The organism is Hydrogenophaga sp. UC242_50 (assembly GCF_042697355.1).
Taxonomy (GTDB): domain Bacteria; phylum Pseudomonadota; class Gammaproteobacteria; order Burkholderiales; family Burkholderiaceae_C; genus Hydrogenophaga.
The window spans coordinates 1,943,360-1,969,212 of record NZ_CP170553.1 but is presented as its reverse complement, the minus strand read 5'-3'; the positions used below and the strand labels follow the sequence as shown (position 1 = coordinate 1,969,212).

Here is a 25,853-nt window from a genome sequence, read left to right as displayed (position 1 = left end):
AACACAAATGAGAATTGTAGTTATCTAGAATAGACCGCCTATGTTCCTGAACGTCTCTCAACTCAGCGTGCGGTACGCGGGCCAGTCCCAAGCCGCGGTGGATGGTGTCTCGCTGGGGCTGCGCGCAGGCGACATCGGCGTGCTCATCGGCCCCTCGGGCTGCGGCAAGACCACCCTGCTGCGCGCGGTCGCCGGCCTGGAACGCGCCAGCGGCGGCGGCATCACGCTCGACGGCGAGACCGTGAGCGACAGCCAGCACCACATGCCGGCCGAGCAGCGCCGCATCGGCATGGTGTTCCAGGACTACGCCCTGTTCCCCCACCTCGACGTGGGCCGCAACATCGCCTTCGGCATCGACCGCCTGCCGCGCGCCGAGCGCGAGGCCCGCGTGGACGAGGTGCTGCGCCTGGTCGGCCTGGCCGGCATGCAGGCCCGCTTTCCGCACGAGCTCTCGGGCGGCCAACAGCAGCGCGTGGCCCTGGCCCGCGCACTGGCGCCGCGCCCGCGCCTGCTGCTGCTCGACGAACCCTTCTCCAACCTCGATGTGGACCTGCGCGAGCGCCTGGCCCATGAGGTGCGCGGCATCCTCAAGGCCGCCGGCGCCACCGCCCTCTTCGTCACGCACGACCAGCTGGAGGCGTTCGCCATCGGCGACGTGATCGGCGTGATGCATGAAGGCCACCTGCACCAGTGGGACGACGCCTACGCGCTCTACCACCGCCCGGCCACGCGCTTCGTGGCCGAGTTCATCGGCCACGGCGTGTTCGCCCCGGCGCAGATCCAGATGGTGGGTGACCAGGTCTCGGTGCAGACGCCGCTGGGCCCGCTGCACGACGTGGAGGAATGCCCCCTGCCCTCGGCCTACGAGGCCGGCCTGTGCGACGTGCTGCTGCGCGCCGACGACATCGTGCACGACGACGACGCGCCGGTGAAGGCGCAGATCCTGCGCAAGGCGTTTCGCGGCTCCGAATTCCTCTACACGCTGCGCCTGGCCAGCGGCGAGGTGCTGATGACGCACGTGCCCTCGCACCACAACCACGCGGTGGGCGAGTGGATCGGCATCCGCGCGGAGGTGGACCACGTGGTCACGTTCGAACGCGGCGGTGGCGCCAGCTCGCCGCCCGCACCGGGCTCGCGCCAGACCGCGGCCTGAGCGGCCCGGTTTTTTTTGCCCTTGAAACTTAAAAAAAACTTATCAAAGCAGTGAACTCTTGCGGTGCGGACACACTCCGTCACAGGTCCAAATCGGAATAAATCTTATTTGCAACCTGTCTGGAGTACTTTTTGATGAAACGCCTCGTCCTCACCGCCCTCGCTTTTGCCGGGCTGGCCGCCCCCCTCGCGCAGGCCCAGACCGCGCCGGCGGTGACGGTTTATTCCTCGCGCATCGAGCAGCTGATCAAGCCGCTGTTCGACCGCTACACCGCCGAGACGGGCGTGAAGATCAACCTGCTGACCGACCGCGGCGGCTCGATCGCCGAGCGCCTGGCCGCCGAAGGCGCGGGTTCGCCGGCCGACATCCTGCTCACGGTGGACATGGGCAACCTCTGGAGCGCGGCCGAGCGCGGCCTGCTGCGCAAGATCGATTCGCCCACGCTCAACAACAACGTGCCGCCCAACTTCCGCGACCCGGGCAACCAGTGGTGGGGCCTGTCGCGCCGCGAACGCACCATCTTCTTCAACCCCGAGAAGGTCAAGCCGGCGCAGCTCTCCACCTACGAAGACCTGGCCGACCCGAAGTGGAAGGGCAAGCTCTGCCTGCGCACCGGCAAGCAGACCTACACGCAATCGCTGGTGGCGCATGCTGATCGCCAAGCACGGTGAGGCCAGGACCGAGCAGATCGTGCGCGGCTGGGTGAGCAACCTCGCCACCGACGTGTTCACCAACGACGCCAGCCTGCTGCAGGCCATCGGCGCCGGCCAGTGCGAGGTGGGCATCGCCAACACCTACTACTACGGCCGCCTGGTCTCCAGCAACGCCGGCATCAAGGACAAGGTGCACCTGTTCTGGGCCAACCAGGGCGCCAACGAAGGCGGCGCCCACGTGAACCTCTCGGGCGGCGGCGTCACGCGCCACGCCAAGAACCCGGCCGGCGCGCAGAAGCTGCTGGAATGGCTGTCGTCCGAAGCGGCGCAGAACGGCTACACGCGCGGCACTTTCGAAAGCCCGGTGAACCCCAAGGTGGAGCCTGACGCGATCATCAAGGCCTGGGGCACCAGCTTCAAGCCCAGCCCGCTGAACGCGGCCGACATCGGCTCCAAGCAGGCCGACGCGATCCGCCTGCTGGACCGCGCAGGCTACCGTTGAGCGACACCCTCGCCGCGACACCGCTGGCGCCCCGCCAGCGGGTGGCGCGGCGCTGGCCGGGCTGGGCGCTGACCCTGCCCGTGGCCCTGCTCACGCTGATCCCGGTGCTCACCGTGCTCGGCGTGGCGCTCTCGCCGCAGCCCGAGGTGTGGGACCACCTGATCCAGTACGTGCTGCCCCGGGTCACGGCCAACACCGCGCTGCTCATGCTGCTGGTGTCCGTCGGCGTGTTGTGCGTCGGCGTGCCGCTGGCCTGGCTCACCGCGCTGTGCGCCTTCCCGGGCCAGCGCTTCTTCTCGTGGGCGCTCATGCTGCCGCTGGCGTTTCCGGCCTATGTGCTGGCCTTCGTGCAGATGGGCCTGTTCGAGTTCGCCGGCCCGGTGCAGAGCCAGCTGCGCGTGTGGTTCGGCAGCAGCGCCTGGTTCCCCGAAATCCGGGGCAGCCTGTGGGGCACGGTGATGGTGCTGACCATGGCCTTCTACCCCTATGTCTACCTGCTCGCGCGCAACGCCTTCATGACGCAGGGCCGCCGCGCGCTGGAGGCCGCGCGCACGCTCGGCCACAGCGCGCCGCGCGCGTTCTGGCGCGTCTCGGTGCCGATGGCGCGCCCCTGGATCGCGGGCGGCCTCGCGCTCGCCCTGATGGAAACCCTGGCCGACTTCGGCGCGGTCGCCGTCTTCAACTACGACACCTTCACCACCGCCCTGTACAAGGCCTGGTTCGACCTGCACAACCTCGACGCCGCGGCGCAGCTCGCCGCCCTGCTCGTGCTGGTGGTGCTGGTGCTCGCGGCGGCCGAGCAGCGCTCGCAACAGGGCCGCAGCTACCAGGTGGCCTCGCGCCACACCCCCCCGGTGGCGCTGCACGGCTGGCACCGCTGGGCCGCCTTCGCGGTCTGCGCGCTGGTGTTCACGACCTCGTTCGCCATCCCCATCGCGCAACTGGTGATGTGGTCGCTGAGCACCTGGCGCGAAGAGCTGGAGCCGCGCTACTGGGACTTCACGCTGAACACGGTGCGGCTCGCGCTGGGCACCGCGGCCATCGCCACGCTGCTGTCGCTCGCGCTGGCCTGGCTGCGGCGCCACCACCCCGACCGCGCCACCGGCTGGACGGTGCGGCTGGCGATCATCGGCTACGCGGTGCCGGGTGCCGTGCTCGCCGTGGGCGTCTTCATCCCCATCGCCTGGCTCGACAACCTGCTCATCGCCTGGCTGCAGCCCCTGGGCTTCGAAGGCTTCCAATTGCTCAAGGGCAGCGTTGCGCACCATGCTGCTCGCGCTCTCGGCGCGGTTCCTGGCCGTGGCCTACCACGCGATCGACAGCGCCATGCAGCGCATCACGCGCAGCCAGGAAGAGTCCGCGCGCACGCTGGGCCTGGGCACCTGGGCGATGCTGCGCCGGCTCTACCTGCCGCTGCTGCGCGGCGGCCTGCTCACGGCCTTCCTCATGGTGATGGTCGATGTCATGAAGGAAATGCCGATCACGCTGATGACGCGCAGCTTCGGCTGGGACACGCTGGCCGTGCGCATCTTCCAGCTCACGTCCGAATCGATGTGGGCCAACGCGGCAGTGCCGGCACTGGCGATCGTGGCCGTGGGCCTGCTGCCGGTGGTGCTGATCGTGCGGCAGACCGACCGCCGCGTCGGCGGCGGTTGATCCATCGATCGATCAGCCCAGCGCCGTCCGCAGCGCCGGCAGGCGCGAGACCACCAGCCAGTCGAGCAGCAGCACGCCGAGCAGCACCGCCCCGCTGAGCGGGAAGGCCAGCGCCAGCGCGCACATCACCAACGCCCCGCCCTTCCACAGCGACGGGTCGCGCGGCGCGGGTGGTGCCACCAGTCGCCAGCTGCCCTTGGGCCGGCGCTTCCACCACATCACGATGCCGCTCACGCACAGGAACACGATGGCCAGGCAGAACAGCACGTTGAGCAGGGCGTTCCACAGCCCCAGGTCGCCCTGGTGCAGCGCGATGCCCACCGCCATGGCCTTGGCCAGCAGCGGGTAGTCGGCATAGGCGGCCTCGGCCAGCACGCGGCCGGTGTAGCGGTCCACGTGCACCGTGCGATCCTGCGTCGGGCGGCCCAGGTCGCCGCTCATGGTGTCGGCCGACAGGGTGTACACGCCGGTGTCGCCTTGCGGCAGCTGGATGTGGTGCTGGCCCGTGAAGCCGAGCCGCTTCGCGAGCGCGGCCACGCTGTCCAGGTCCACCGGCTGGCCGGCGGGCACGCCCACCGCGCCGCCCGGCGAACCCGAGGCCGGCAGCGGCGTCTGCGCCAGGCCCCAGGGCACCTCGTGCGTGCCGCCGGCGTTGAGCGTGGCGTGCGTGGCGTCCGACAGCGGCACGGCGTCCCACTTGGCGGCGGGGAAACTGCCCCAGGGCTGCGCGAACTTCGCGCCCCACACGCCCGTCCAGGACAGCCCCGTGAGCAGGAACACCAGCAGCACCGTGCCGAGCCAGAAGCCCAGGCTGGCGTGCAGCGAACGCCACCACAGGCGCCCCTTCAGGCGCAGGTCGGGCAGCAGCACCTGGGCCCAGCGCGTGCCGCCGCGCGGCCACCAGAGGTAGAAGCCGGTGACGACCATCACGATCGCCAGGCCCGCCGCGATCTCGATCAGGCGGTCGCCCACGTCGCCCAGCAGCAGCGTGCCGTGGATCTTCTCGGCCCAGGCGAACCAGGTCTGGTCCTTGTCCACCAGCTGCAGCACCTGCGCGGTGTACGGGTCCACCGCCACCGCTTCGGTGGTGCCGTCGCGCGCGACGACGAACCAGCTCGCGCGGTCGGGCGCGGCCGGCGCGATGTACTCGCGCAGCGTGGCCTGCGAGCGCAGTTCGAGCACGGCCTTCGCCTGCGCGCTCACGGGCAGCGGCGCGTGGTCCATCGGGTTCACCGTCACCACCGGCCCGAGGCGGGTCTGGAAACCGGTGAAGAACACCATGACCAGCCCGGTGAGGGCCAGCATGAGCAGAAAGGGCACGACGTAGAGGCCGGCGTAGAAGTGCCAGCGCCAGGCCACGGCATGGAAACTGGAATGCGAGGACGGCTTCGTCCCCGCGTCCGCCAGCGCGGACGCGCGTTCAGCAACGGCTTTCATGGCCGCCTCAGTGCTTGTGCTTGCCGTGGTCTTCGGCCGCGGCGGCCGGTGCCGCACTGGTGCCACCGAGCGCGCGCGCCGTGGCCTTGACTTCCAGCGTGCTGCGCTGGCCGTCCTTGCCTTCGAGCACCAGCGTCACGGGCACCACGTCACCGGCCTTCACCTGGCCCTTGAGGTCCAGCAGCATCACGTGGTAACCACCAGGCTTGAGCTCGATGGCCTGGCCGGCGGGCAGCGCCAGGCCCTTGACCTCGCGCATGCGCATCACGTCCTTGTCCATGGCCATTTCGTGGATCTGGGCCACACCCGCGATGGGCGAGCGGGCTTCCACCACGCGGGTGTCGGCCTTGGCGGTGAGTTGCATGAAGGCGCCAGTGGATTTCTGTTGCGCGACGGTGGCGCGCACCCAGGCGTCTTTCACCTCGACGGGAGCGGTGGCGGGCGCTTGCGCCAGGCGCTGGCCGTCACGGCCAGCAGGGTGGAGATGAGCAGGGATTTCATCGTGGAGTCGTCCATCGAAAAGCATTGATCGGGTTCGCCCGGCCCGGGCCGCGGCGGGGCGGCGACAGGGGCTTGGGCGGAGAGGCGGTCCGCGCCTGGGCGCGGGCCGGTGGGGTGCGTCAGGCCGTGGGCGGGGCGCGCGACTGCGCGGCGGGCCAGGGTGGCGCGGGCAGGGCCGAGCGGAAGGGCTCGGGCGGGGGCTCGGCGCGGGGCGCGAGCACCAGGGTGGGCATGGACGATGCGGGCGGCAGGCCGACGGCGCCGTGCAAGTTGCACCAGGGGCAGTGGCGCGAGGCGTCGGCCATGGACTTGCCGACATCGGCCATGGCGGCGTTGTCGCCGTCGATGGCATCGGCCTGCACCCAGACCATGCCGCTGGCGCTGCAGACCTGCACCCAGCCGGGGCCGCCTTGCGCGGCGACCACCGCCTGCGCCACGGTGGGCGCGAGCGCGCCCAGCAGCATGGCGAGCATGGCCAGCCAGGCGGCGAATCGGTGGGTGGTGCGGGGGAAGCGCATGGCGGGGCAGTTTATCAGCCGGGCCCGTCAACTGCGGGACGCGTGGGCGGATGCCCCGGGGCTACGATGGTGCGCACAACCCCAACAGGAGACAGACATGCTCAAACTCTGCGGCTTTTCGGCCAGCAATTACTACAACAAGGTCAAGCTCGCGCTGCTCGAGAAGGGCGTGGCGTTCGAGGAGGAGCTGGCCTGGATCGGCGAGACGGACAAGGCCTGCAGTCCGCTGGGCAAGGTGCCGTACCTGAAGACGGACAAGGGGTCGCTGTCGGAGTCGACAGTGATTCTGGAGTACATCGAGGGCGCTTTTCCCGAGGTGCCGCTGTTTCCGCGCGATGCGTTCGAGGCGGCGAAGGTGCGGGAGTTGGTGCGGTATCTGGAGCTGCATCTGGAGCTGGTGGCGCGCAATCTGTATCCCGAGGCGTTCTTCGGCGGCAAGGTGAGCGATTCGGCGAAGGAGAAGATCGGCCAGCAGCTGGAGAAAAACGTGGCTGGGTTTTCGAAGCTGACGAAGTATTCGCCGTTCATCGCGGGTTCGCAGTTCACGTTGGCGGATTGCGCGGCGGCGGTGCACCTTCCGCTGGTGAGCAGCGCGACCAAGATCATCTACGGCCGCGATTTCCTGGCCGATACGCCGGCTCGGGAGTACCTGAAGCGGCTGGGTGAGCGGCCTGCTGTGCAGAAGGTGAATGCGGATCGCAAGGCGAACACCGAGTTGATGCTGGGGCGGTCCAAGGGCTGAGTCTTTTCTTCGCTCTGGCTGGGTGGGCGGGGCGGGTGGGTAAGGGGTGTTTGGGCTCCGGCCGCTCGCGGGTGGCTGCCCGGGTTCGCCTTCACCGCTTCGTCAACACCTTGGTTGGCACGCTCGCTCTGGGGCAACCGCGAATGGGGCCTGCGCCCAAACACCCCTTACCCACCCACCTACAAGCAAAGTCGGCGCGCGCCCCTTTGCATGCCAGCGTTTGTTCGCAGGACAGTGGCGGTGCCCGCAGGCGCAGGCCCCATTCACGGTTGCCCCAGAGCGTGCGTGCGAGGGTGGTGTTGACGAAGTGATCTGTGTGCGCCCGCGCAGACACCCGTGAGCGGCCGGAGGCCTGCGGGCACCGCCACTGGCCTGACGCGAGGTCCCCGCCGGAAACACCCCGAACGAAGAAGCTCAGGGAAACCGCCGCACCAACTCAAAGCCGACGTACAGGGACCGCCCACCCCCAGGCTCGAAGAACCGGTTGTTCCCCTCATTCACGATCACCGACCCCGCATAAGAACGGTCGCTCACGTTGTCGATGCGCACGAACTCCCGCCAGGTCCAGTCACCCCGGTTCTGCTCGAACCGCACCCCCAGGTTGAACACCGTGCTCGCGGACGTGAAATCCGTGTTGCGGTCGTTCACCGCCATGCGCCCCGTGTGCAACGCCTCCAGCGTGAACACACTGTTGGCCCACCCCGGCTCCCACGCCACCTGCAGATACGCCTGCTGCTTCGCCAAGCCCGGCAGGCGGTTGCCCGCCGCCACCGGCACATTCGGCACCGCGCACGGCGCTGCGCACACAGGTCAGGAAACCATCGCGGTAGGTCGCGTCCATCCACGTGTACGCCGGCGTCACGGTGAATTTCCCCCACTGCATCACCCCCGCCAACTCAAACCCCTGGCGGCGCGTGCGCCCCGCGTTCTGGAACGTGGACCGCCCCCCCGTGTTCGACAACACCACGATCTCGTCCTTCGTGCGCGTCTCGAACAGCGTGGCGCTCCAGCTGCCCCAAGCCTGGCGCCCCCGCAAACCCGTCTCGGCGCTCAGGCTGCGCGAGGCGTTCAACGAGGGGTTGAGCCCCGTCAGCCCCGAGGCGCGGTAGGCCACCTCGTTGAGCGTGGGCGTCTCGAAACCGCGCCCCACGCTCGCGAACGCCTGCAGCTGCGGCGTGATCTCCCGGCGGATGCCCAGCACCGGGCTGAAGCCGTCGTAGTCCGCCGCACCGCTGTCGTTCGGGTTGCCCGCCACGATGTAACGGTCGGCCGAGGTGAAGCGCACGCGCGAGTGCCGCAGCCCGGCCAGGAACGTGGTCGCCGGTGTGCGCCACTCGGCCTGCACATAAGGGTCGAAGGTGCTGGCGCGGTTGGTCTCGTCGCGCCGCAAGCGGCCCTGCACGCCCAGCGCGGCGCCGATGAAGTTCTCGTACCCCAGGCGGTCCTCGGTCTGCCGGTCCGAGGCGATGCCGGCGGCCACGGTGAGGCGGCCGCTGTCGTAGCTGCGGTCCAGGCGCCAGCGTGCGTTCCAGCCCCAGTAGTCGCGGTCCAGGTCGATCACGCCGCCCGCGCTGCCGGCCGGAATCTGCGCGCCGGTGGGAATGGCCTGGAACTGGCGCACGGCGCGCTGGCCGCCATAGCCCATGAGTTCGATGCGGTGGCCCTGCCCCAGCGCCTGTTCCCAGGCCAGCCCCACCTGCGTCTGCGAGACGCTCTTGCGCGTGTTGAACTGCGTGGCCGCCGCCGTGGTCTGGCCGGGGTCGGCGTCGAACTCGGCGCGCGTGAGGCCCAGCGGGTCCAGCGCCTGGCTGCTCTGGCGGTTGAGCACGAGCACCGTGCGCCCGCCGTCGTGCGCGCGGCTGAGCTTGAGGTTGCCCGTGCTGCGCGACGCGGCCGATTGCGGGCGCTCGCCGTCGGTGGCGAACTTGCCCGCGTCCAGGGTGTACGACCAGCCCGGCTGCTCGGCGCTGCCGGTCTGCCCGCTGAGCTGGGTGGAGAAGCGCCACAGCCCGTTGGAGCCGGCCGCCACGCCGGTGCGCCACTCGGTGGGGCGCTGGCCGTCCAGCGTGTAGAGCGCGATCACGCCACCGGCCGAGGCGCCGTACAGCGCCGAGAACGGACCGCGGATGACCTCGATGCGGTCGGCGCTGCCGATGGGGAAGTTCGCCGCCTGGCCCTGCCCGTCGGGCGCGCTGGCCGGAATGCCGTCCACGTACAGGCGCACGCCGCGCACACCGAAGGGCGCGCGCGCGCCGTAGCCGCGCATGGAGATCTGCAGGTCCTGCGCGTAGTTCTGCCGGTTGCGCACCACCAGGCCGGGCACGCGGCCCAGGCCTTCGGAGAGGTTGATCTGCAACTGGCCCGCGCGCAGTTCCTCGCCATCCACCACCTCGACCGAGCCCGGCGCCAGCCAGCGTTGCTGCCAGGCCGAGCCGCCGGTGATCACCACAGGCGCGAGCGCGCCGGCGGTGTCGCCGTCGCGCTCGCTGGTGGCGGTCTGGGCCCAGCCGGGCACCGCCAGCACCAGACCGGCGGCCGCCCCCAGGGCGCCAAAGGCGTGGCTAGTTCTTCGGCCGAATGGCATCGGCCGTGCCCTGGATGAACGCTTTGATTTTCTGGACATCGTCTTGACTGAGTTTTCCGGTGAAGTCCGGCATGCCGCGTGCCATGGCCGGACCGGCGAACACGAACTTGTCGAGATTCTCGATGAAGGCCGAATCCATGTAACCCAGGTTGGGGATGTTGCCGCCCCGGTCCACCCCCGGCACGCCGTGGCAGAACACGCAGTTGCTCACGTACAGCGCGGTGCCGGCCGGCACGTGGGCCGGGTCGTACTTCACGCCGGCCACGAGCTTGCCGAGCTGGTAGTTCACGAAGGCCGGCGGCTGCGCCTTGCCGCCCACGGCGAAGGTGTAGACCGTGCCCGGGCCCTGGCGGTCGGTGGCGCGCTGCGCCAGGCCATAGACCCCGCCCCAGCCCACCGCGATCGACACGTACTGCTTGCCATCCACCATGTAGGTCGAAGGCGCGGCGATCACGCCGGTGCCGGTGGGCGTTTCCCACAGCTTCTCGCCGCTGGTCGCGTTGTAGGCGATGAAGCGGCCGTCGGCCGTGCCCTGGAACACCAGGTTGCCGGCCGTGGTGAGCGTGCCGCCGTTCCAGGGCGAGATCTGCTCCTGCGTCCAGCGCGCCTTCTGCTGCACCGGGTCCCAGGCCACCAGGCGGCCAAAGGGTTTGCTCGAGGGCGGCTCCACGTTGGCGAAGGTGGCCAGGTTCCAGCCCATGTTGGCGTGCGGTTCACCGGGCCGGTCGGCGTTGAACTTCCAGTCCTTGTTGTCCATCAGCGTGAGCGGCACGCCCTGCACCGGCATGTAGACCAGGCCGGTGGCCGGGTTGTACGACATGGAGTGCCAGTTGCGCGCGCCGAACGCGCTGGGGATGATCTCGCGCGGCCGGTCGGCGGTGCGCGCGGCCGGGGTCTCGATCGGGCGGCCGTTCTTGTCGTAGCCGGTGGCCCAGTTCACGTCCACGAAGTTCTTGGCCGAGATGAACTTGCCGTTGGTGCGGTCGATCACGAAGAAGAAGCCGTTCTTGGGCGCGTGCAGGATCACCTTGCGCGGCTTGTTGTCGAGCTTGATGTCGGCCAGGATCATGGGCTGCGTGGACGTGAAGTCCCAGTTGTCGCCCGGGGTTTCCTGGTAGTGCCAGACGTACTTGCCGGTGTCGGGGTTGAGCGCGACGATGGACGCGAGGTAGAGGTTGTCGCCGCCGGCCGGGCTGCGCTTGCTGCGCGCCCAGGGCGAGCCGTTGCCGGTACCGATGTACATCAGGTTGAGCTCGGGGTCGAACGTCATGGTGTCCCAGGCCGTGCCGCCGCCACCGGCTTCCCACCACTTGCCGGCCGGGTCCCAGGTCTTGGCGGCCTTGGCCATGGACTCGTCCTCGAACGGCTTGCTCGGGTCGCCCGGCACGGTGAACCAGCGCCACTTCTGGTCACCGGTCTTGGCGTCGTAGGCGGTGATGTAGCCGCGCACGCCGTACTCCGCGCCGCCGTTGCCGATGATCACCTTGCCCTTGAAGACGCGCGGCGCGCCGGTGATGGTGTAGCTGAACTTGCGGTCGATGATGGTGTCCTTGGACCACACCTGTTCGCCAGTGGCCGCGTCGATCGCGATCAGCCGGCCGTCGTAGGCCGCCACGAAGACCTTGCCCTCGTGCAGCGCCACGCCGCGGTTGACCACGTCGCAGCAGCCCTTGTAGCCCGCCTCGCGCGAGACCTTGGGGTCGAAGGTCCACAGGCGCTTGCCGGTGCGCACGTCCACCGCGTGCACGATGCTCCAGGAGGCGGTGACGTACATGATGCCGTCGACCACCAGCGGCGTGGACTCCACCCCGCGCGAGGATTCGAGGTTGTAGGACCAGACCAGGCCCAGGTCCTTCACGTTGGCGGTGCTGATCTGGTTGAGCCTGGAGTGGCGCGTCTCGGCGTAATCCAGGCCGTAGCTGGGCCAGTCCGGCGTCTTGCTCGCGTTGGCCTTCATGAAGCTGGCGTTGACCTTGCCGACGGCGGCCCGGATGTGCTCCTGCGAGCCCTTGATGGGGGCCTGCGGCTGCGCGAGCGCGGCGCCGCAGAGCGTGGTGAGTGCGGTGAACAGGCAGGCGGCCGCGCGGCACCTGACCAAAGCAAGTGGTGACGGATTCATCGTGTCTCCTTGTGCTGCCTGCGGCGCGCAGGCCTGTTTGTGGGGCTGCCAGGGCCTGTCGTGCTCGGCCCAGCTTTGCCATCTTCTGCCTCTCCGGGAGCCGATTCATCTTCGGGATTTCCCTGAAGCCGATGTGTTCCGGCGTGGAACATCCGACGGGCGGCGGGCAGGGCTTACCCGCATGCCACCGCGCGCCGATGAACGGGATACTGATCGAGGAGACGCCCAGCAGGACAAGAACATGCCCCACCCCACGAACGGGCAGGCGAGCACGCCGCGCCAGCTCTTTTTCCAGACCACCGAACAGCGCACCGCGCTGGCGCGCCAGCGCTTCTTCGACGAAGGCACGCGCCCCTCCGGCCTGGTGGGCGAGGCGGTCATCCAGTCGTGGCTGCGCTGCGCCTCGGCGCACCAGCAGCCCACCGACCGCGTGAGCTTCGAGCAGGTCACGCGCAGCCGGGCCCACGCCAGCCTGAACCGCAACCGGCAGCTGCTGCAGGCCGGCAACCTCGAGCTCAACCACATGGAAGCCGCGCTGGCCGGCACCGACTGCCGCGTGCTGCTGACCGACGCGCAGGGCGTGATCATCCACGCCACCCAGCTGCCCGCGACCAACCAGCACCCGCTGCTCAAGACCGCCTCGCGCGTGGGCGTGAACCTCACCGAAGGCCAGGTCGGCACCAACGCGCCGGGCATCGTGGTGCGCACCGGCGAGGCCTGCACCGTCACCGGCGCCGAGCATTTCTTCCAGAGCCTGCAGAGCCTGCACTGCGCGGCCGCGCCGATCCGCGACATCCACGGTCAGCTCGCGGGCGTGCTGGACGTGTCGATCGAGGCCGGGCGCTTCCAGTTCGATGCCGCGTCGGTGGTGGGCATGTACGCCACCACGATCGAGAACCGCCTGCTGCAGTTGCAGTCGGTCGAGCACCTGGTGCTGCACTTCCAGGCCAGCCCCACGCTGCTGGGCACGCCGATGGAGGCCCTGGCCGGCATCGACGCTGGCGGGCGGGTGCTGTGGCTCAACGGCGCGGGCCGCCGGCTCACGGGCTGCCGCATGGAAGAGCGGCACACGGTGGACGAGGTGTTCGGCGTGCCGCTGGAGCGCCTGCTGGCCCTGCCGCGCCAGCACCAGGCGCAGACCCTGCGCCTGCCCAATGGCCTGGGCGTGTGGGTGACGGGCACGCTGACCGCGAGCAACGGCGCCGACTTCAAGCACGCGGTGGCCGTGTCACAGCCCGCGCCCGAAGTCACCGAAACGGCGCTCCCACCGGCTGCCATCGACACACCGGCCCTGCGCAGCACCGCCGGAAACCGACCACGCTCAGGCCACCTTGCTGGACCACAAGCAGCGCCTGATCGAGACCACGCTGGCCGCGTGCGGCGGCAACATCGCGAAAGCCGCGCGCGCGCTCGGCGTCTCGCGCGGCATGCTGTACCGGCGGCTGCAGAAGGCGCAGGCGCCGGACGCGGGTTAAGGCGTCGACCAGACGGCGAGTTCGTGCCCGTCCGGGTCGAGAAAGTGGAAACGGCGCCCACCGGGAAAGTCGAACACGGGCCTGGAGATCCGCCCGCCCGCGGCCTCGATGCGCTGCTGCGTCGCGGCCAGGTCGTCCGCGTACAGCACGATCAGGGCGCCGCCGGGGCGAACGGCTTCGCCGGTGGCGAAGCCCCCGGTCATGCGCCCGTCGTTGAACTCGCAGTAGCCCGGGCCGTAGTCCACGAAGGTCCAGCCGAACGCCGCGCCATAGAAGGCCTTGGCGCGCGCGATGTCGCCCACGTTGAACTCGATGTAGTCGATGCGCTGGTCGCGCCCTTCGGTGCCCATGGTGGGTCCTTTTTTCAGAGCGCGCGCAGGCGGTCGATGTCCGCGCGCAGGTCGTTGGCCCAGGCGCGGCGGTCGCGTCCCTGGTCGTGTTGCGGCTCGCCGTAGCGCACCACGGCCCGCAGGCCGTCGGCGTTGAGCGTGGCCCAGATCGAGCCGATCAGCGTGGTGTCGCCCACGAACACCGGCGCCGGGTGCGGCTCGCCGGTGTCGCGCTGCACGAAGCGCAAGGCAATGGGCAGCACGGGCGCGCGCGCCGCGATGGCGGCCTGCAGCAGGTTGGCGTGGAAGGGCAGCAGGGCCCGGCCGTCGCCCGTGGTGCCTTCGGGAAACACCGTGAGGATGTCACCCAGCTCCAGCCGCTCGGCCATGTGGTGCACCATGCGCATGGCCGCGCGCCGGTTGCCGCGTTCGAGGTAGAGCGTGCCCGCGCCGGTGATGAGCGAGCCCAGCAAGGGCCAGTGTTCGGCGTCGGCCTTGGAAACGAAGCGGCTCGGGCGCGCGGCGTTCATCACCAGGATGTCCAGCCACGACATGTGGTTGCGCGACCTGCAGCAGCGGACCGTGTTCGGGCGGCGTGCCCTCGACCACCAGCTCCACGCCCAGGATGAGCAGCATGCGGCGCGTCCACTCGCGCACCACGAGTTCGGTCTGCGACGGGGTCAGGCGGCCGAGCTCGGTGCGGATGGTCCACAGCGCACCCAGCACGTGCGCGGTGGCCCGCAGGCCACGCCAGAGCGCGCGAAAGGGTTTCACGCGGTGGCGGTCCGCTCGGTGTCGACCTGGTAGGCGAGCTGCCCACCCACCAGCGTGGCGTGCACGCGCACCGGCAGTTCGTGACCGCCGAAGGGCGTGTGCTTGCCCTGGCTGCGCAGCGCCTCGGGCCGCACGGTCCAGCCGCTGTCCGGGTTGAAGATGCAGAGGTCGGCCACGCCACCCACGGCGATGCGGCCCGCGCTGGCCTGCAGCGTGCCCAGGCTCGCGCCCAGCACCGCCTGCGGCCCGACGGTGAGCACGCCCAGCGCCTGCATCAGCCCCAGGCCTTCCTGCTGCGCCCAGGTGCAGGCCAGGCCCAGCAGCAACTCGACCGCCGTGGCGCCCGGCTCGGCCTCGGCGAACGGCAGGGTCTTGGCGTCGCTGTCCACCGGGTTGTGGTCGGACACCAGCGCGTCGATGGTGCCGTCGACCAGGCCCGCGCGCAGCGCGTCGCGGTCGCGCTGCTGGCGCACCGGGGGCTGCAGGCGCAGGCGGCTGTCGTAGTAACCGATGTCCACATCGGTAAGGTGCAAGTTGTGCACGCTGACGTCGCAGGTGACGGGCAGGCCCTCGGCCTTGGCCTGGCGCACCAGGGCCAGGCCGGCCGCGCTGCTGAGGCGGCACAGGTGCACGCGCGCGCCCGCGCCGCCGCCCTTGGCGCTGCGCATCAGCTCGAACAGCGTGTGCAATGCGATGGTTTCGGCGGCGGCAGGAATGCCCGCCAGGCCCAGGCGCGTGGCGCAGCGGGCCGCTGGCGGCCACGCCCTTGCCAAGCCAGAAATCCTGCGGACGCAACCAGACGGTGTAGCCGAAGGTGGCGGCGTACTGCAGCGCGCGTTGCAGCACCTGCACGTTGACGATGGGCACCTCGGCCTGGCCGAAGCCGATGCAGCCGGACTCGGTGAGCTCGGCCATTTCCGTGAGCACCTCGCCCTGCAGGCCGCGCGTGAGCGCACCCAGCGGGAACACGCGCGCCAGGTGCAGCTTCTCGGCGCGGAACTTGAGCATGTCCACCAGGCCGGGCTCGTCGAGCACCGGGTCGGTGTCGGGCGGGCAGACCAGCGAGGTCACCCCGCCGGCCACGGCGGCGGCCATCTCGCTCTCGAGCATGCCGGCGTGCTCCTGCCCGGGCTCGCGCAGGCGCACCGCGAGGTCCACCAGGCCGGGCGCGACCACGCAGCCGCTGGCGTCGAGCGTGCGGTTGGCGTGGAAGTCGGGCGCCACGTTGCCGATGGCGATGACGCGGCCGGCGGCGATCGCCACGTCGGCGATCTCGTCGCGGCCGCTGGCCGGGTCCATCACCCGGCCGTTCTGGATCAGGATCTTCATGTCGTTATGCCTCGTTCCCCGCGACGATGCCCATGACCGCCATGCGCACCGCGATACCGTAAGTGACCTGCGGCAGGATCACGCTCTGCGGTCCGTCCACCACGGCCGAATCGATCTCCACACCCCGGTTGATCGGGCCCGGGTGCATCACGATCGCGTCGTCCTTGGCCCAGCGCAGGCGCTCGGGCGTGAGGCCGAAGCTCTTGAAGTACTCCTGGCTCGAGGGCAGCAGGGCACCGCTCATGCGCTCGTTCTGCAGCCGCAGCGTGATCACCACGTCGCAGTCCTTGATGCCCTCCTCCAGCGTGTGGCACACGCGCACGCCCATCTGGGCGAGGTCGCTGGGCACCAGCGTGCGCGGGCCGACCACGCGCACGTCGGGGCAGCCCAGCGTGGTGAGCGCGTGGATGTCCGAACGCGCCACGCGCGAGTGCAGCACGTCGCCGACGACTGCCCACCGACAGCTTGGTGAAGTCCTTCTTGTAGTGGCGGATCGTGTACATGTCGAGCAGCCCCTGTGTGGGGTGCGCATGGCGCCCGTCGCCCGCGTTGACCACGTGCACGTGCGGCGCCACATGCTGCGAGATCAGGTAGGGCGCGCCCGACTCGCTGTGGCGCACGACGAAGATGTCGGCCGCCATGGCGCTGAGGTTGGCGATGGTGTCGAGCAGCGATTCGCCCTTGGCGGTGGAGCTGCGCGCGATGTCGAGGTTGATCACGTCGGCGGAGAGGCGCGTGGCCGCGATCTCGAAGGTGGTGCGCGTGCGCGTGCTGTTCTCGAAGAACAGGTTGAACACGCTCTTGCCGCGCAGCAGTGGCACCTTCTTCACCTCGCGGTTGCTCACGCTCGTGAAGTTGGCGGCGGTGTCCAGGATCTGCGTGAGGATGTCGCGCGACAGGCCCTCGGTGGAGAGCAGGTGAATCAGTTCACCGTTCTTGTTGAGCTGGGGGTTCTTGCGTTGCACGGTCAGGCTTCCTTGGTTTCCAGCACGAAGCTCAGGCGGCCGCTGTCGTCGCGCGCGAGCTCGAGCGAACGGCCCGCGGGCACGTCCAGGCGCGCGGCGCACAGGTTGGCCTCGATCGGCAGTTCGCGCCCGCCCCGGTCCACCAGCACCGCCAGGCGCACGCTGGCGGGGCGGCCGTAGTCGAAGAGTTCGTTGATCACGGCGCGCAGCGTGCGGCCGGTGTAGAGCACGTCGTCGATCAGCAGCACGTGCGCGCCGTTCACGTCGAACGGCAGTCGGGTTTGCGCGCTCGAAGCCAGGCCGCGCTGCGCGAAGTCGTCGCGGTGCATGCTCGACGAGATCACACCCGCGGGCCCGCTCAGGCCCAGGTCGGCCTGCAGGCGCTCGGCCAGCCAGGCGCCGCCGGAGGTGATGCCGGCCAGCACCACGGGCGCGGGCGACGAGGCCAGCAGCTGTTTCACCCCGCGCGCCAGCTCCGCGTAGAGCGCCTCGGCATCGGGCAGGTGGGAAGGTGACGACGACGACGTCAAGGCAGGCTCCTCAAAAACTGTTCCAGGATGATGCAGGCCGATGCGGCATCGGCGTCTTTGGCCCCGAGGCTGTGGGCCTCGGTGGTGCTGTAGCGCTCGTCCACCTCGAACACCGGCAGGCCATGGCGGCCGCGCAGCTGGCGCGCGAACTTGAGCGCGCGCGCGGTGTTCTCGTGCGCGGCGCCGTCGGGGTGGTAGGGCACGCCCACCACCAGGGCGTCGGGCTGCCACTCCTTCAGGCGCTGCGCGATCTGCGCGAAGCGCGCGTCGCCCTCGGCGGCGATGGTGGGCTGGGGGGTGGCGCTGCGCGTGAGGCGGTTGCCGGTTGCGCACGCCGGTGCGCTTGAGGCCGAAGTCGAACGCCAGGAACACCTGGCAATGCGCCGGGACTTCAATGGTCGTGGGCGCCGGTGCGTTCACGGTCATGCATGCCCCGCGTCGGGCGACAACATCCAGGGCTGCAGGCCCAGCAGGGCCATGGCACGCTCGTAGCGCTCGGCCACCGGCGCGTCGAAGATGAGGTTGGGGTCGGCCTCCACCGTGAGCCAGCTGTTCTCGGTGATTTCCGATTCGAGCTGGCCCTGCCCCCAGGAGGCGTAGCCCAGCGAGACGAACACCCGGCGCGGGCCGGCGCCCGAGGCCATGGCTTCGAGCACGTCCTTGGAGGTGGTCATCTCCAGGCCGCCGGGAATGGACAGGGTGGACGCGTAGACCGACTCGCCCTCGCCCGAGACCGCCTCGTGCAGCACGAAACCGCGCTCGGTCTGCACCGGGCCGCCCTGGAACACCGGCAGCTCGGCCAGGTCGTCACGCCCCATGGGCAGGTCGACCTTCTCGAACAGGCGGGGCAGCAGGATGTCGCTGGGCTTGTTGATCACCAGCCCCAGGGCGCCGCGCTCGCTGTGTTCGCACATGAACACCACGCTGCGGCCAAAAAGCTCGTCGCTGAGGCCGGGCATCGCAATCAGGAAATGATTGGTCAGGTTGATGGGGGCAAAATCAGCGGACATGGCGCGATTTTAAGCCGCCTACTCTGCTGGTCATTGCCCGGCAGGGGCAACCCCCGCCCTGGCCCATGAACAGCTACGACAAAGGTCTGATGTGGTTCCGCCGTGACCTGCGCGCCGAGGACAACGCGGCGCTGTACCACGCGCTCAAGGTCTGCCGCCAGGTGTGGTGCGTGTTCGTGTTCGACACCGAGATCCTGGACGACCTGATCGAACGCGGCCTGCGCGCCGACCGGCGCGTGGAGTTCATCCGCGAATCGCTGGTGGAGCTCGACGAACGGCTGCGCGCGCTGGGGCGGGCGCACCGCGTGGAAGGCGTGGGCCTGATCGTGCTGCACGCGCCGGCCCGGCAGGCGATTCCCGCGCTGGCGCAGAAGCTGGGCGTGCAGGCGGTGTTCGCCAACCACGACGACGAACCCGCCGCCCTGGCGCGCGACGCGCGCGTGTTCGGCGACCTCGCGCACGCCGGCATCCTGCTGCACAGCCACAAGGACCACGTGGTCTTCGAGCGGCGCGAGGTGCTCACGCAGGCGGGACAGGCCTTCGGCGTGTTCACGCCCTACAAGAACGCCTGGCTCAAGGCGCTCACGCCCTTTCACCTGAAGGCCTACCCGGTCGCCCGGTACGCGGGCACGCTGGCCGGCGTGCCGGCCGAGCACGCGGTGCCGGTCCCCAGCCTGTCGGACATCGGCTTCGAGCCCACCAACCTCGCGCAACTCGCCCTGCCCACGGGCACGAGCGGGGCGCAGGCGCTGTTCGAGGACTTCGTCGACCGCATCGACCGCTACACCGAGGCGCGCAATTTCCCCGCCGTGAAGGGGCCGAGCTACCTGAGCGCGCACCTGCGCTTTGGCACCATCTCGATCCGCCACCTCGCCTCGGTGGCCTACCAGATGCACCTGCAGGGCATCGCGGGCGCGAGCACCTGGCTGTCGGAACTGGTCTGGCGCGACTTCTACCACCAGGTGCTGGCGACTTTCCGCACGTGGTGGACAAGGCCTTCAAGCCCGAGTACGACGCCATCAAGTTCGAGCACGGCAAGCACGCCAAGGAGCAGTTCGCGGCCTGGTGCGAGGGCCGCACCGGCTACCCGCTGATCGACGCGGCCATGGCGCAGATCAACCAGACCGGCTACATGCACAACCGGCTGCGCATGGTGGTGGCCAGCTTCCTGGTGAAGGACTTGGGGCTGCACTGGCAATGGGGCGAACGTTACTTCGCCGACCACCTGATCGATTTCGACCTCGCGGCCAACAACGGCGGCTGGCAGTGGGCCAGCTCCAGCGGCTGCGATGCCCAGCCCTGGTTCCGCATCTTCAACCCGGTGACGCAGAGCGAGAAGTTCGACCCGCAGGGCAAGTTCATCCGGAAGTACCTGCCGCAGCTTGCCGGCCTGCCGGACGCGGCGATCCACGCGCCCTGGAAGGCCAACGAGATCGAGCTGGCGGCGGCCGGTCTGGTGCTGGGCGAGGGCTACCCGCAGCCGATCGTGGACCACGCGATGGCGCGCGAGCGCACGTTAGAGCGCTACGCCGTCGTCAAACAACCAGGCAAGACGCCCCGCTGAGCATCAGGCCTCGGCCGCCGCCTTCGCGTAGTGGCCGATCAGGGCCAGCAGCTCGTCTTCCGAGTAGGGCTTGCCGAGGTAGTGGTCCACCCCGAGTTCGCGCGCGTGCTCGCGGTGTTTCTCCGCGATGCGCGAGGTGATCATGATCACCGGCAGGTCGGACAGGCGCACGTCGCTGCGGATGTTGCGCACCAGGTCGAAGCCGTCCATGCGCGGCATCTCGATGTCGGACAGCACCACGGTCGGGCGCTCGGTCTGCAGCTTCTCCAGCGCCTGCAGGCCATCGGCCGCCAGCGTCACGCGGTAGCCCTCGCGCTGCAGCAGGCGCTGCGTCACGCGGCGCACGGTGATGGAGTCGTCCACCACCAGCACCAGCGGCACCGTGTTGACCTCCGCCGCGCTCTGCGCCAGCGCCTCGCCCAGGGACGTCGCCGCCTGCGGCGTCGTGCGCTGGTTCGCCACCCACTCGGCCACCTGGGCGCCGTACACCGTGGCCAGCGCCACCGGGTTGTAGATCAGCGCCACCGCGCCCGACGCCAGCACCGACATGCCCGCCAGACCCGGCAGCCGCGAGAGCTGCGCCCCCAGGTTCTTCACCACGACTTCCTGGTTGCCCAGCACTTCGTCCACGTGCATGGCCAGCGCGCTGCGCCGCGCTTCGGAAAATCACCACCGGTTGTGTGCGGCCATGCACCTCGGTCGAATGCGCCGAGGATTGCAGCAGCGCGCCAGCCCAGTAGAAGGGCACGTCCTCGCCCGCCACATTGAGGTGGCCGCTGGCGTAGGCCTTGGTGAGGTCGTCGTTGCCCAGGCGGCGCACCACCTCGACCAGGTTGGACGGCACGCCCACGGTGAGCCCGCCCGCGCGCAGCATCACCACCTGCGTCACCGCGGTCGTCAGCGGCAGCACCAGTTTGAAACTGGTGCCCTGCCCGGCCTGCGTGGCGGTCTCGATGCGGCCGCCCAGCGCCACCACGTCGTTGCGCACCACGTCCATGCCGATGCCACGACCGGCCAGTTCGGACACCTCGCGCGCCGTGCTGATGCCGGGCTCGAACACGAGCTGGGCGGCTTCCTCGTCGCTCAACTGGGTACCTGCCGGCACGATGCCTTGCGCCAGGCCCTTTTCGCGCAGCCGCGCGAGGTCGAGGCCGGCGCCGTCGTCGGTGAAGACCAGCGACACGTCGTTGAGCTCATGGCCCAGCACGATCTCGATCTGGCCTTCGGTCGGCTTGCCGGCCTGTTGGCGCCGCTCGGGGGCTTCGATGCCGTGGGCCACGCTGTTGCGCAGCAGGTGTTCGAAAGCGGCGGTCATGCGGTCGAGCACGCCGCGGTCCATTTCGATGTTGCCGCCGGTGATGTCCAGCCGCACCTGCTTGCCGGTTTCCTTGGAGGCCTGGCGCACCACGCGGTACAGGCGCTCGGAGATGCCTTCGAACTCCACCATGCGCGTGCGCAGCAGGTCGCGCTGCAGTTCGCGCGTCTGGCGCGCCTGGGCGACCAGGCTGTCTTCGGTGGCCTCCACCGCGCGCTGCAGGTTGCGCTGCACGGTCGCCACGTCGTTCACCGACTCGGCCATCATGCGGGTGAGTTCCTGCACACGGGTGAAGCGGTCGAACTCCAGCGGGTCGAACGACTGGTCGGCGTCGCGCGCCTGGGCCAGCCGCGACTGCATCTGGGTCTCGGCCTGCAGCTCGATGTCGCGCAGCTGGCCGCGCAGACGGTCCAGGTTGCCCGTGAGGTCCTTGAGCGAGCCGCGCAGGGTCACGAGTTCGGACTCCATGCGCGAGCGCGTGATCATCACCTCGCCGGTCTGGTTGACCAGGCGGTCCAGCAGCTCGGGGCGCACGCGCACGGCGGCACCCGCGCGGGCCTGCAGGATCGTGGGCGCCTGCGGCAGCGAGATGCCGCTCAGGCCCCCTTCCCCGCCGATGGCGGCGGTGGCGGCCACGGGCGGTGCGGCGGCCTCTGCCACCGGCTGGGCCGGCAAAGGTTCGGGCACCGGCGGCGCGATGTCGATGATCTGGGCGTCGGCGTTGCGCAACTGCTCGAAACGCGCGCTGATGGCGTCGAACGCGGTCTGCAGGGGTTCGAGGTCGGCGCCGCGCTGAAGGTCGGAGCCCAACCGCTCGGCGGTGGTTTCCATGCGGTGCGCCATCTCGCCCAGCCGCAAGGCGCCGGCCAGGCGCGCGCTGCCCTTGAGCGTGTGCAGGTTGCGCAGCACCTCGGCGCGCGCGCTGCTGTTGTCGGGACGCGCCACCCACTGGCGCAAGGCGCCGTCGAGCTGAGGAATGAGCTCCTGCGCCTCTTCCGCGAAGATCGGGAACAGGTCGACGTCCACGGTATCGGCCACGTCGATGTCGTCGTCGATGTCCTGCACCACCTCGTGCACGCGGCTCACGTCGGCGTGCGGCGCGGTGAAGGCGGTGGTGTGTTCGGCGCGGTCGGGCACCTCGAAACCGGTCAGCGCCAGCACCGGCGCGCCGTCGTCCTGGGGTGCCTGCACCTCGGCGGGCGCTGGCTCCTCGACGGCGGGCCCGGGCTCGGGCTGCGGGTCGTGCACCACGCGGTACAGCGCGTCCATCAGCTCGGCGTTGGGCTCCTTGAGGAAGCCGGCGGCGAACTGGTGCAACAGGCGGCGGATGTCGTCCGACGCCTCGACGAACAGCTGGGCCTGGCCGGCGCTGGCCGGGTGGCCCGAGCGCTGGTGCATGCCCACCGATTCGATCGCATGCTCCAGCGCGCGCGCGATGTCGGACAGGGACTGGAAGCCCACCGTGGCCGAACTGCCGGCCAGCGAATGCGCCAGCGCCTCGGCCTGCTCGGGCACCGGCTCGTGGCGCTCCAGGGCCCACTCGGTCAGCACGGTGTTGAGGCGGCGGGACCACTCGTCGGCCTCGTTGAGGTAGACGTTGTAGAGCTTGAGGCCGATGCGCAGCGAACCGATGACCTTGGTCTGTTCGTCGGGGATGGCCTCGGGCTCGGGTTCGGGCAGCGCGAAAGGTTCGACCGACTGCGCCACTTCCAGGGCCAGATGGTCGTCCGCGGGGGGTGCCTCGACGGGCTCGGGCAGCGGTGCCACCACCGCCTCGTCCACCATCTCGGGCACGCTCGCCGGCAGCGGTTCTTCCACGGGATCGACCACCTGGGCCAGTTCGGGGTCGGCCCATTCGGGCTCGGCCAGGACGGGCTCGGGTTCGACCGGCATTTCGGCCGGCTCGGCTTGCGCGGCGGAGGAGAACGCGGCGAGGCTGCCGAAATCGATGTCGGCCAGCAGCGGCTCGGCGTCCAGCGGCGGGGCCACCACCGGCGGCTCGGCGGCGGCGTCCACCGGCGGGAAATCCTGGGTGGGCGGTGCATCGGCAGGCGCCTCTGCGGTCGCCGCCGCGGCTGCGGCCGCCGCCACGGCATCGAGATCGAGGTCGAACGAGGGCTCGGCCAGGGCCTCCCCCACCGGGGCCGGTTTGGCCGCCTCCGGTGGCACGAACACGGTGGCTTCCACCAGAGGCGCCGGTGCGGACGTGGCCGCCTCCGGCGAGGCCAGCGGCAGGTACTGCCCCTGGTCGCGCAGCGCCTCGGCGCTGGCGCGGAAGGGCAGCGAGCGCCAGGGCACGGCACGGCGTGCCGAGATGTCGTCCACCCAGCGCCCGAACTCGGTCATGGCCTCGCCCGAGAGCGTGAGCAGGGGCGGGCTGGCGGGCCGCTGTTCGGCCAGCACCGTGTTGAGCAACTGCTCCATGGCCCAGGCCGCTTCGCCGAACTCGTCCAGGCCGACCATGCGCGAACTGCCCTTGAGCGTGTGGAACGCCCGGCGCAGCGTGGTCAGGTGCTCCAGATCGCTGGGCTGCACCTGCAGGTGCGACACGGCTTCCAGGCCGTTGGCCACGACTTCGCGGGCCTCTTCCAGGAAGATGTCGAGCAGGTCGTCTTCGTCGTTGTCCGCGTCGCTGGGCGCTTCGGGCTCGGGCGCCTGGGCCGCCGTGGAAGACGCCGACAGGCCCACCAGGGCCTGCGCACCGGCGGCGGCATCGTCACCGACCACCGCCTCGGCCGCTTCGCGCGCGGCCCGCGCCACACCCGACTGCTCGGCCAGCGAAGCCTGATCCGCCAGCGAGTCGAGCTGTTCGCTCAGATCGACCAGGCTCAGGCCACCCTGCACGCTGTCGACCACGCGCTGCACGCCATCGCTGATGGCCTGCGCCTCTTCCAGGGCGGGTTGGTGCGCAGCATCGGCCCCCACACTGCGGCCCATGAGGGGCAACAGCTCGCCCTTCTCTTCGTCGAACACGAAAAGCTTCTTGGCCAGCGCCGGCTGGTAGTTGAGCATGTCGACGAGGAAGCTCATCGCGCTCAGGTTGTTGCCCAGCTGCTGGAAGGTGCCGGCCTCGCGCGCCAGCGCCTCGTCCACCTCGGTGTCGAGGATCTGGTCCACCGCGTTGCGCATGCGGGCCACGGTGAGCACCGCCTGCTCCAGCCCCAGCACGGAGAGCACGCCGCGCATCTGCCCCAGTTGGGACACCGCCACGTGCAGACCGGCCTTCTCCTGCGGGTTGCGGAAGAACTGGTCGAGCGATTTTTCCGCCTCGCCCAGCGAGGCCTTGAGTTCGCCGACCACGCTGCCCATGGTCTGGCGGTCGCTCACGCGCCGGTACAGCTGCTCCATCCACACATCCAGCGGCTGCGCGGGCCGCCCGGCGAGCACGCCTTCCAGGCGTTCGGCGAGGGCTTGCGTGCGTTCGGTCAGCTCGGGTGCGCTGGGGTCGAAATCCTCGAAGGCCGCTTCCAGGTACAGCGTGGTGGTGGCGACTTCCATCGCCAGCTCGGGGCGCACGTTGCCGGCTTCCTGCACGGCCTGATCGGCCGCCTTCACCAGGGCCTGGGCCAGCACGGTGCTGGCCGGGTGCAGCTTGAGCAGCGAATCACCGATCAGGCTGAACTGGTCGGCCACCTGCCGGGCGCGGCTGTTGTCGCCGCCGGAGTACAGCGACCAGACTTCCTTGGCCGCGTGGATGCGCTTGCGCGCCTGGGCGAGCACCGCCGGGTCGTAGCGGCCCAGCGTGGCCTGGTGGTAGTCCACCGGCGGCAATTGGCCCAGGCCGAAGGCGTCGCGCACCGCCGCCAGGTGGGGCGTGGTGGTGGCGGAAACCGCCGTGGGCTGGGCACAGAAGAACAGCAGGTCGTGCAGTAGGGTCTCCGACACCTGGGCCTTGCCCTGGCTGAGGTTGACGAACTGCAGCAGGATGCGCGAGGTTGCGCGCTTGACGTAGACGTCGGGCGGCAGCAGGCGCTGCGCCACCGCCTCGAAATAACCGGCGGCCACGCGCCAGAACGTGCGCGAGCGCGCATCGGCGGCGCCGGCGGACAGGCCGGCACTGAGCTTGGCCAGTTGCTGCGCGGCGGCCACGCTCTGGGTCTTCACGACCAGCAGCACCAGGCGGTCGAACAGCGAGCGCACCGCCGCGCTGGATTCGAGCGCGGCGACGTCGACCGGCGCGCCGACCTCCTTGCCCCGGTGTTCGAAGGGCCACAGATCGGCCGGGTGCACGCGCTCGGCCGCGGCCAGCTCCTGCACCTCGCGGTACTGCGCGAACAGCGCCACCGGCTGGATCGGCTTGTTGTTGAGCACCGCTTCCAGGTACTCGATCAGCGCGAAGCTCGCGCGCTCGACCTTGCCCGCGGCCTCTTCGTTGCAGGTGTTCGGGCGCTGCACGAAACGCTGCACCGCGGCTTCCATCGCGCGCAGCACCTGGGCCGGCGAGGTCAGCCCCACCATCTCCAGTGCCCCCACGGCCTGGTGCAACTGCTGGCGCGCCAGCCGCAGCGAACCGGGGTCCACCGCCTCCAGGTCGTTGTTGCGCGACAGTTCGGTCTCGCGCACGAAGCGCCGGATGGCCTTGTTGGCGCCGTCGAGCGATTTGCGCAGTTCCTCGAAAACCCAGGCCAGGGGGCCGAGGTCGGCGACCGGCGCGTCCGCTGGCAGGCTGTCGGTGTCGATGGCGGAGTCGAGCATGT

16 protein-coding genes and 7 pseudogenes are annotated in these 25,853 nt (G+C 70.1%); 9 read left to right on the top strand and 14 right to left on the bottom strand.

What is annotated here, in order from left to right:
• Positions 1 to 40: 40 nt before the first annotated feature.
• The 5 genes and pseudogenes from ACFJGX_RS10090 to ACFJGX_RS10070 all read left to right on the top strand — a co-directional run bounded on the left by ACFJGX_RS10090 (position 41) and on the right by ACFJGX_RS10070 (position 3,964).
• Entirely contained in the window at positions 41 to 1,153 is a 1,113-nt protein-coding gene (locus ACFJGX_RS10090) for an ABC transporter ATP-binding protein (protein WP_382321593.1), read from the top strand.
• A gap of 134 nt (positions 1,154 to 1,287) precedes the next feature.
• On the top strand, positions 1,288 to 1,824 hold the full coding sequence (locus ACFJGX_RS10085; protein ID WP_382328325.1) for an extracellular solute-binding protein: 537 nt from the start codon (positions 1,288 to 1,290) through the stop codon (positions 1,822 to 1,824).
• On the top strand, positions 1,802 to 2,308 hold the full coding sequence (locus ACFJGX_RS10080) for an extracellular solute-binding protein (RefSeq protein WP_382328323.1): 507 nt from the start codon (positions 1,802 to 1,804) through the stop codon (positions 2,306 to 2,308). Before ACFJGX_RS10085 ends, ACFJGX_RS10080 begins: the two co-directional genes overlap by 23 nt.
• Before the next feature lie 206 nt (positions 2,309 to 2,514).
• Positions 2,515 to 3,039, top strand: a pseudogene (locus ACFJGX_RS10075) (ABC transporter permease); the annotation flags it as partial.
• A 535-nt stretch (positions 3,040 to 3,574) separates the two neighbouring features.
• Positions 3,575 to 3,964 (top strand): ABC transporter permease subunit, encoded by a 390-nt coding sequence (locus ACFJGX_RS10070; protein WP_382328663.1) that lies wholly within the window; start codon positions 3,575 to 3,577, stop codon positions 3,962 to 3,964.
• A 12-nt stretch (positions 3,965 to 3,976) separates the two neighbouring features.
• On the opposite strand, the gene ACFJGX_RS10065 is transcribed toward ACFJGX_RS10070, so the two are convergent.
• From ACFJGX_RS10065 to ACFJGX_RS10055, 3 genes are all read right to left on the bottom strand, one after another.
• On the bottom strand, positions 3,977 to 5,401 hold the full coding sequence (locus tag ACFJGX_RS10065) for a PepSY-associated TM helix domain-containing protein (RefSeq protein WP_382328321.1): 1,425 nt from the start codon (positions 5,399 to 5,401) through the stop codon (positions 3,977 to 3,979).
• Between the two features lie 7 nt (positions 5,402 to 5,408).
• The gene (locus ACFJGX_RS10060; protein ID WP_382328319.1) at positions 5,409 to 5,822 is read right to left on the bottom strand and encodes a copper chaperone PCu(A)C; all 414 of its coding nucleotides are present in this window, start codon (positions 5,820 to 5,822) and stop codon (positions 5,409 to 5,411) included.
• Positions 5,823 to 6,021: 199 nt separating this feature from the next.
• The gene (locus tag ACFJGX_RS10055) at positions 6,022 to 6,420 is read right to left on the bottom strand and encodes a DUF2946 domain-containing protein (RefSeq protein ID WP_382321603.1); all 399 of its coding nucleotides are present in this window, start codon (positions 6,418 to 6,420) and stop codon (positions 6,022 to 6,024) included.
• Between the two features lie 97 nt (positions 6,421 to 6,517).
• Here ACFJGX_RS10055 and ACFJGX_RS10050 point away from each other — a divergent pair, with 97 nt between their 5' ends.
• A complete protein-coding gene (locus ACFJGX_RS10050; RefSeq protein ID WP_382321605.1) occupies positions 6,518 to 7,162 on the top strand; it encodes a glutathione S-transferase in 645 nt (214 codons plus the stop codon).
• A gap of 568 nt (positions 7,163 to 7,730) precedes the next feature.
• Here ACFJGX_RS10050 and ACFJGX_RS10045 read toward each other — a convergent pair.
• On the bottom strand, positions 7,731 to 9,746 hold the full coding sequence (locus tag ACFJGX_RS10045; RefSeq protein WP_382328317.1) for a TonB-dependent receptor family protein: 2,016 nt from the start codon (positions 9,744 to 9,746) through the stop codon (positions 7,731 to 7,733).
• Positions 9,724 to 11,865, bottom strand: coding sequence for a PQQ-dependent dehydrogenase, methanol/ethanol family (locus tag ACFJGX_RS10040; protein WP_382321610.1), 2,142 nt, complete (start codon positions 11,863 to 11,865; stop codon positions 9,724 to 9,726). Before ACFJGX_RS10040 ends, ACFJGX_RS10045 begins: the two co-directional genes overlap by 23 nt.
• Here ACFJGX_RS10040 and ACFJGX_RS10035 point away from each other — a divergent pair.
• A pseudogene (locus ACFJGX_RS10035) lies at positions 11,759 to 12,706 on the top strand (GAF domain-containing protein); the annotation flags it as partial. The gene ACFJGX_RS10040 and the pseudogene ACFJGX_RS10035 overlap by 107 nt on opposite strands.
• Here the strand turns inward: ACFJGX_RS10035 and ACFJGX_RS10030 are convergent.
• Positions 12,667 to 12,936: a hypothetical protein gene (locus ACFJGX_RS10030; protein ID WP_382321612.1), complete on the bottom strand. Its 270-nt coding sequence runs from the start codon at positions 12,934 to 12,936 to the stop codon at positions 12,667 to 12,669. The pseudogene ACFJGX_RS10035 and the gene ACFJGX_RS10030 overlap by 40 nt on opposite strands.
• A 260-nt stretch (positions 12,937 to 13,196) precedes the next feature.
• Here ACFJGX_RS10030 and ACFJGX_RS10025 point away from each other — a divergent pair, with 260 nt between their 5' ends.
• Positions 13,197 to 13,340 (top strand): helix-turn-helix domain-containing protein, encoded by a 144-nt coding sequence (locus ACFJGX_RS10025; protein ID WP_382321614.1) that lies wholly within the window; start codon positions 13,197 to 13,199, stop codon positions 13,338 to 13,340.
• On the opposite strand, the gene ACFJGX_RS10020 is transcribed toward ACFJGX_RS10025, so the two are convergent.
• The 7 genes and pseudogenes from ACFJGX_RS10020 to ACFJGX_RS09990 all read right to left on the bottom strand — a co-directional run bounded on the left by ACFJGX_RS10020 (position 13,337) and on the right by ACFJGX_RS09990 (position 18,277).
• Positions 13,337 to 13,690, bottom strand: coding sequence for a VOC family protein (locus ACFJGX_RS10020; protein ID WP_382321616.1), 354 nt, complete (start codon positions 13,688 to 13,690; stop codon positions 13,337 to 13,339). The two genes, ACFJGX_RS10025 and ACFJGX_RS10020, sit on opposite strands and share 4 nt — an antisense overlap.
• Before the next feature lie 14 nt (positions 13,691 to 13,704).
• A complete protein-coding gene (locus tag ACFJGX_RS10015; RefSeq protein ID WP_382328315.1) occupies positions 13,705 to 14,223 on the bottom strand; it encodes a lysophospholipid acyltransferase family protein in 519 nt (172 codons plus the stop codon).
• Positions 14,224 to 14,439: 216 nt separating this feature from the next.
• Positions 14,440 to 15,772 (bottom strand): annotated as a pseudogene (locus ACFJGX_RS10010) (dihydroorotase).
• A gap of 4 nt (positions 15,773 to 15,776) precedes the next feature.
• A pseudogene (locus ACFJGX_RS10005) lies at positions 15,777 to 16,737 on the bottom strand (aspartate carbamoyltransferase catalytic subunit).
• Positions 16,738 to 16,739: 2 nt separating this feature from the next.
• On the bottom strand, positions 16,740 to 17,267 hold the full coding sequence (gene pyrR / locus ACFJGX_RS10000) for a bifunctional pyr operon transcriptional regulator/uracil phosphoribosyltransferase PyrR (RefSeq protein WP_382154813.1): 528 nt from the start codon (positions 17,265 to 17,267) through the stop codon (positions 16,740 to 16,742).
• Positions 17,264 to 17,693 (bottom strand): annotated as a pseudogene (gene ruvX, locus ACFJGX_RS09995) (Holliday junction resolvase RuvX). The gene pyrR and the pseudogene ruvX overlap by 4 nt, the downstream one beginning before the upstream one ends.
• Positions 17,690 to 18,277 (bottom strand): YqgE/AlgH family protein, encoded by a 588-nt coding sequence (locus ACFJGX_RS09990; RefSeq protein WP_291121624.1) that lies wholly within the window; start codon positions 18,275 to 18,277, stop codon positions 17,690 to 17,692. The pseudogene ruvX and the gene ACFJGX_RS09990 overlap by 4 nt, the downstream one beginning before the upstream one ends.
• Before the next feature lie 65 nt (positions 18,278 to 18,342).
• On the opposite strand from ACFJGX_RS09990, the pseudogene ACFJGX_RS09985 reads away from it, so the two are divergent.
• Positions 18,343 to 19,841, top strand: a pseudogene (locus ACFJGX_RS09985) (cryptochrome/photolyase family protein).
• A 3-nt stretch (positions 19,842 to 19,844) separates the two neighbouring features.
• Here ACFJGX_RS09985 and ACFJGX_RS09980 read toward each other — a convergent pair.
• Positions 19,845 to 25,851 (bottom strand): annotated as a pseudogene (locus tag ACFJGX_RS09980) (Hpt domain-containing protein).
• Positions 25,852 to 25,853 lie beyond the last annotated feature (2 nt).

Excerpts from the sequence above, each read along its gene's own strand:
- ACFJGX_RS10080 (WP_382328323.1), top strand. The coding sequence starts at position 1,802 with ATGCTGATCGCCAAGCACGGTGAGGCCAGGACCGAGCAGATCGTGCGC.
- ACFJGX_RS09990 (WP_291121624.1), bottom strand. The coding sequence starts at position 18,277 with ATGTCCGCTGATTTTGCCCCCATCAACCTGACCAATCATTTCCTGATT.
- ACFJGX_RS10040 (WP_382321610.1), bottom strand. The coding sequence starts at position 11,865 with ATGAATCCGTCACCACTTGCTTTGGTCAGGTGCCGCGCGGCCGCCTGC.
- ACFJGX_RS10065 (WP_382328321.1), bottom strand. The coding sequence starts at position 5,401 with ATGAAAGCCGTTGCTGAACGCGCGTCCGCGCTGGCGGACGCGGGGACG.
- ACFJGX_RS10015 (WP_382328315.1), bottom strand. The coding sequence starts at position 14,223 with ATGTCGTGGCTGGACATCCTGGTGATGAACGCCGCGCGCCCGAGCCGC.
- ACFJGX_RS10055 (WP_382321603.1), bottom strand. The coding sequence starts at position 6,420 with ATGCGCTTCCCCCGCACCACCCACCGATTCGCCGCCTGGCTGGCCATG.
- ACFJGX_RS10020 (WP_382321616.1), bottom strand. The coding sequence starts at position 13,690 with ATGGGCACCGAAGGGCGCGACCAGCGCATCGACTACATCGAGTTCAAC.
- ACFJGX_RS10045 (WP_382328317.1), bottom strand. The coding sequence starts at position 9,746 with ATGCCATTCGGCCGAAGAACTAGCCACGCCTTTGGCGCCCTGGGGGCG.
- ACFJGX_RS10050 (WP_382321605.1), top strand. The coding sequence starts at position 6,518 with ATGCTCAAACTCTGCGGCTTTTCGGCCAGCAATTACTACAACAAGGTC.
- ACFJGX_RS10090 (WP_382321593.1), top strand. The coding sequence starts at position 41 with ATGTTCCTGAACGTCTCTCAACTCAGCGTGCGGTACGCGGGCCAGTCC.
- ACFJGX_RS10085 (WP_382328325.1), top strand. The coding sequence starts at position 1,288 with ATGAAACGCCTCGTCCTCACCGCCCTCGCTTTTGCCGGGCTGGCCGCC.
- ACFJGX_RS10070 (WP_382328663.1), top strand. The coding sequence starts at position 3,575 with ATGCTGCTCGCGCTCTCGGCGCGGTTCCTGGCCGTGGCCTACCACGCG.